At 38.8% G+C, this 3,947-nt stretch carries 6 protein-coding genes; 3 read left to right on the forward strand and 3 right to left on the reverse strand.

The window, feature by feature from the left end:
• Together LC574_RS30045 and LC574_RS30050 are read right to left on the reverse strand one after the other, a co-directional pair.
• The coding region (locus tag LC574_RS30045; protein ID WP_229457263.1) for an aldehyde dehydrogenase family protein at window positions 1–504 on the reverse strand (504 nt) is incomplete at its 3' end.
• Between the two features lie 203 nt (window positions 505–707).
• Window positions 708–1,847, reverse strand: a complete 1,140-nt coding sequence (locus tag LC574_RS30050; RefSeq protein ID WP_229457264.1) for a hybrid sensor histidine kinase/response regulator — start codon at window positions 1,845–1,847, stop codon at window positions 708–710.
• 657 nt (window positions 1,848–2,504) lie between these two features.
• Here LC574_RS30050 and LC574_RS30055 point away from each other — a divergent pair.
• The 3 genes from LC574_RS30055 to LC574_RS30065 all read left to right on the forward strand — a co-directional run bounded on the left by LC574_RS30055 (window position 2,505) and on the right by LC574_RS30065 (window position 3,395).
• The gene (locus LC574_RS30055; RefSeq protein WP_229457265.1) at window positions 2,505–2,837 is read left to right on the forward strand and encodes a hypothetical protein; all 333 of its coding nucleotides are present in this window, start codon (window positions 2,505–2,507) and stop codon (window positions 2,835–2,837) included.
• Between the two features lie 95 nt (window positions 2,838–2,932).
• Window positions 2,933–3,127 (forward strand): hypothetical protein, encoded by a 195-nt coding sequence (locus LC574_RS30060; RefSeq protein ID WP_229457266.1) that lies wholly within the window; start codon window positions 2,933–2,935, stop codon window positions 3,125–3,127.
• Window positions 3,114–3,395 (forward strand): hypothetical protein, encoded by a 282-nt coding sequence (locus LC574_RS30065; protein WP_229457267.1) that lies wholly within the window; start codon window positions 3,114–3,116, stop codon window positions 3,393–3,395. The genes LC574_RS30060 and LC574_RS30065 overlap by 14 nt, the downstream gene beginning before the upstream one ends.
• 201 nt (window positions 3,396–3,596) lie before the next feature.
• On the opposite strand, the gene LC574_RS30070 is transcribed toward LC574_RS30065, so the two are convergent.
• Window positions 3,597–3,812, reverse strand: coding sequence for a hypothetical protein (locus tag LC574_RS30070; RefSeq protein WP_229457268.1), 216 nt, complete (start codon window positions 3,810–3,812; stop codon window positions 3,597–3,599).
• Between the last annotated feature and the right edge of the window lie 135 nt (window positions 3,813–3,947).

Genomic DNA, 3,947 nt, shown 5'->3' on the forward strand with positions numbered 1-3,947 from the left:
TGCAATATAAGCCGGGTCAAAATTTTTGGTAATAATCTTAGCAATTACATCAGACGTGTGAGAAGCAATTTCTGAAGGTTTGATAATTGCACAATTCCCGGCTGCGATCGCACCTACTAATGGTGAGATAATTAACTGAAATGGATAATTCCAAGGCCCAATAATTAAGACAACCCCCAATGGTTCTGGATAAATTCTCGCCGAGTAGGAAAAAAAATCAAAGGAAACGGCTGCTTTTTTGGGTTTAGTCCAGTTTTGAAGATGTTTTATAGCATAATCAATTTCCTTAATTACGCCGATTTCTGTAAGATAAGTCTCCAATTCTGGTTTATGTAAATCTGCTTGTAATGCCTCTACTATCGACTGTTCATGCTCAATAATTGCTTGCTTGAGATTTTTAAGCTGCTCAATGCGAAAAGTGACATCTTTAGTTTTGCCACTTTTAAAAAACTCACGCTGATTCTGGATAATATTGCCAACGTTAGATAATTCAGTGGTAATCATTATTTTATCCCATGAAAAACTATTTACTTAATGATTTTTTATGCTATTTTAGTATAGCTTATTTATTGATTTTTAATATTTTAATTTATAGCTGAAACATTTATTTTAAACTTTTGGTATAGATTAATAAAGTTATAAATTATGAATCATTAGGGTAAAAAATTCGATAATTCATAATTTATAATTGCTAATTTTTCTCATTTTTAAGTGGGTAGAAGGACAATAAATACAGTCCCTTTGCCCAACTCAGAATTTAGCACAATAATGCCTTGATGTGCCTCGATAATTCGGCGAGCAAGGTACAGTCCTAAGCCACTACCAGAACTCTTGTGGCTACCTTGGCGAAATCGTTCAAATATGGTGGCTTGTTCTTCAGGGTGAATACCTGGGCCTGTATCCGCTATTTCAATTCTAATGTAGTTAACAGAATTGGATATCTCAGAGAACTGAGATTGACTACTTTGATCAAATTGGCGTTGAGAAGTAAAACGAATAGTCACAGATCCAGAGTCAGTAAATTTGATCGCATTACCTATGAGGTTGGTGAATAGACGATGCAATTCTAAGCGATCGCCCATCACTGTTTTTGTGCTTGACTCCTCAGTAAAATCTAAATTTAGAGACAGTGTTTTGTCTTGAGCTAGAGGTGCTAATTCTCCAGTCACCTCTTCTAGCAATTGGCCCAGATTAACTGGTTGAAATGCCAAAGTTTTGCGACCTGCTTCAAAGCGATAAACTTCCAATAAGGTATTGACCATAGAAAGCAGGTTGATATTGCTACGCGCCATAATAGCGATTACTTCCTGCATTTGCGGTGATAATGCTCCCAAAGCGCCTTGCTGAAATAGCATTAACATGCGATCAGCGGCTACTAAGGGAGTGCGTAAATCGTGGGTGAGACGGGAGACAAAATCTTCTCGCTGACGGGCAATTTCATCACGTTCATCCATACTATGCTTCAAACGCAGGAGCGATCGCACTCGTGCCAGCAATTCATCTACTGTTACAGGTTTGCGGATAAAATCATCAGCACCCAAGTCTAAACCGTGGGCGACGTTGGGCGCATCGTGGGCAGTGATCAGCAATATGGGGATGTATTGCGGCAATTTCATCTCTCCACGAATATGCTTAGTGACTTCGTACCCATCCATATCTGGCATCATCAGATCCAGCAGAACCAAGTCGCAAGGAGAAGCTTTCAATTCTGCCAAGGCTGAAATACCATTTTCTGCGGTACTAATTGTGTAACCTTCTTCCTCTAAAATAGTTTTGATCAAAAACACGTTATCAGGAGAGTCATCAACAACTAGAATTTTGTCAGAGCGAGAAGATTGTGAAGTCATATAGATGCAAGGTACGGGGTAAAAGTAAATTTTTAGAGTAGCTGGTTTATTGATATAGTTTTCTTAGATATTACCTTTAGATATACTTTCTCCAAAGAAAAATTGTTTACCTAGAAATTTATATAAATTTACTTTCAAAACAACTTTACTTACCTTTTTAAGATATAGCCACAAGCTAATTAAATTATGGCTCGTAAGCTTCTAGAACTGAATACAGAGGTGTATGAGACTGGTGAGATACACACGTAATAATGTTCTGCCTCTGTGTGACTTGTATCGCCTGTATTTTCGCGATCGCTTAGGTCTGTAGTGATAATTTCAAATTAAGACGAAATTTGCCCCAGCACCCAATACTGCGTAGGTTTTGCCTAAAAAATAACTCCAATGTAGGTTGGGTTGAGGAACGAAACCCAACATTTTCAGGCGATGGCGTAGCCCAGAGCAGGCATCGCACTTTTGATCTCAATGTCTGAGCCGTCCCCCGATGCCTTGGCTACCGTGTATACACCGTAGCTTACCAAGGGGAGCCAGTGCGTTGGGCGGGCAATGCCCGACGAGCCTTGCATCTGGCGTGGGACGGCTCAGGGGGGTTAAAACGATCATCATATCTCACGAATGATTTAGGACTGCTATATAAGCAACAGATACCTCGAAGTCATGTTGAAGTACTTGAAAGTCGTGTTGAGGTACTCCAAAATCGTGTTGAGGTACTTGAAAATCGTGTTGAGGTACTCCAAAATCGTGTTGAAGTACTTGAAAGTCGTGTTGAGGTACTCCAAAATCGTGTTGAAGTACTTGAAAATCGTGTTGAGGTACTCCAAAATCGTGTTGAGGTACTTGAAAATCGTGTTGAGGTACTCCGAAGTCGTGTTGGAGTACTTCAAACTTTGTCGCACCGCGATCAAGTACACAAAACAGGTGGTGTCTAGCGACAAGCCGCTATGCGTCTACGTTCATTTCTCAGAGGTGAGACTATCTAAAACTTGCTAGAATTCTCCTGTGGAAGGAATAGCGATCGCATTGGGGGAAGAATTGGCGATCGCGTTAGTAAAATCAGCTTTGGCTGAAATCGAGATAAACAATCTGTGGAACCCAGCGACGCACAATATCTAATTATCAATGCCTTACAAACCTTGGAGCTAATGACTTACAATTTATATGAAACAGACAGGGGTTTATGGTTTATTGCTACTCTGAGTCCTGTTTTACCAATAGCAGTAATCACACAAGCTGGAGAGATTTACCCTGTAGAGTGGGTTCAAGGCGATGACAACAACTAATGACTATAATAAACAAGAGCAAATCCGCCGACTGTTAGAACTCGGAAGCATTGCCAGGCAAAGACACTTAGATAGTGGAGGTAATCCTCATCTAGTGGTAGGTAGTCTTAATAATAACGATACTCTTAGCGAAGAAGAGAAACAAGAATTCCTGAAGTTAGCTAATCAAATTTTTGATGATGAATCAATTGCAAATTATCTGAAAAAAAATGGCAATTGGCAAGAAAAGTTTATAGCTATGAAAGAAAGCATGAGGATATCCGAGTAATTGTTTAATTGCATTCTTAAATAGGCGATCGCATCCTCAACCTCAAGTAAGCGATCGCTCCAATTACACAATTTGCACTGACTGAGTATTAATTTATGTTAAATTAGCCAATCTTACATCATTAGTGAATAAGGTTGTATCCAGATATTTTGCAGTTGCTACAATTATCTATATTTGTATCTAAAAAAATAAAAGGTTATTTCAACACCACTCATCCCTAATTTGCTGCTGATATTCCAAAGGGTCTTGAGTTAGTTGAATTACACCCGCATACTGGTTGAAATTAAACTCTTGTTTTTGTTGTAACTGATGAGCTTCTAATATCTTCTCAATTTGCTGCCAGTCCTGATAATCAATCAACACTGCTACCGGACGCATGGCTTCATCAGTCACAATTTTTTTCTTAAAAGGTAGCATGATTTTCTATCCCACATTCCGCAGATATTAAAGCGGATTTAATAATTATAAAATTGAAGAGACTCAAGCCTGAAATGATTGTCTAGCAATTATTTCAGGCTTTTTTCCTATAAAATAATAAGCGGCAAGTAGAGA

The organism is Nostoc sp. CHAB 5715 (assembly GCF_020829685.1).
Lineage (GTDB): Bacteria > Cyanobacteriota > Cyanobacteriia > Cyanobacteriales > Nostocaceae > Nostoc.

Coding starts and splice junctions, on each gene's coding strand:
- LC574_RS30065 (WP_229457267.1), top strand. CDS start 3,114: ATGACAACAACTAATGACTATAATAAACAAGAGCAAATCCGCCGACTG.
- LC574_RS30070 (WP_229457268.1), bottom strand. CDS start 3,812: ATGCTACCTTTTAAGAAAAAAATTGTGACTGATGAAGCCATGCGTCCG.
- LC574_RS30050 (WP_229457264.1), bottom strand. CDS start 1,847: ATGACTTCACAATCTTCTCGCTCTGACAAAATTCTAGTTGTTGATGAC.
- LC574_RS30055 (WP_229457265.1), top strand. CDS start 2,505: ATGTTGAAGTACTTGAAAGTCGTGTTGAGGTACTCCAAAATCGTGTTG.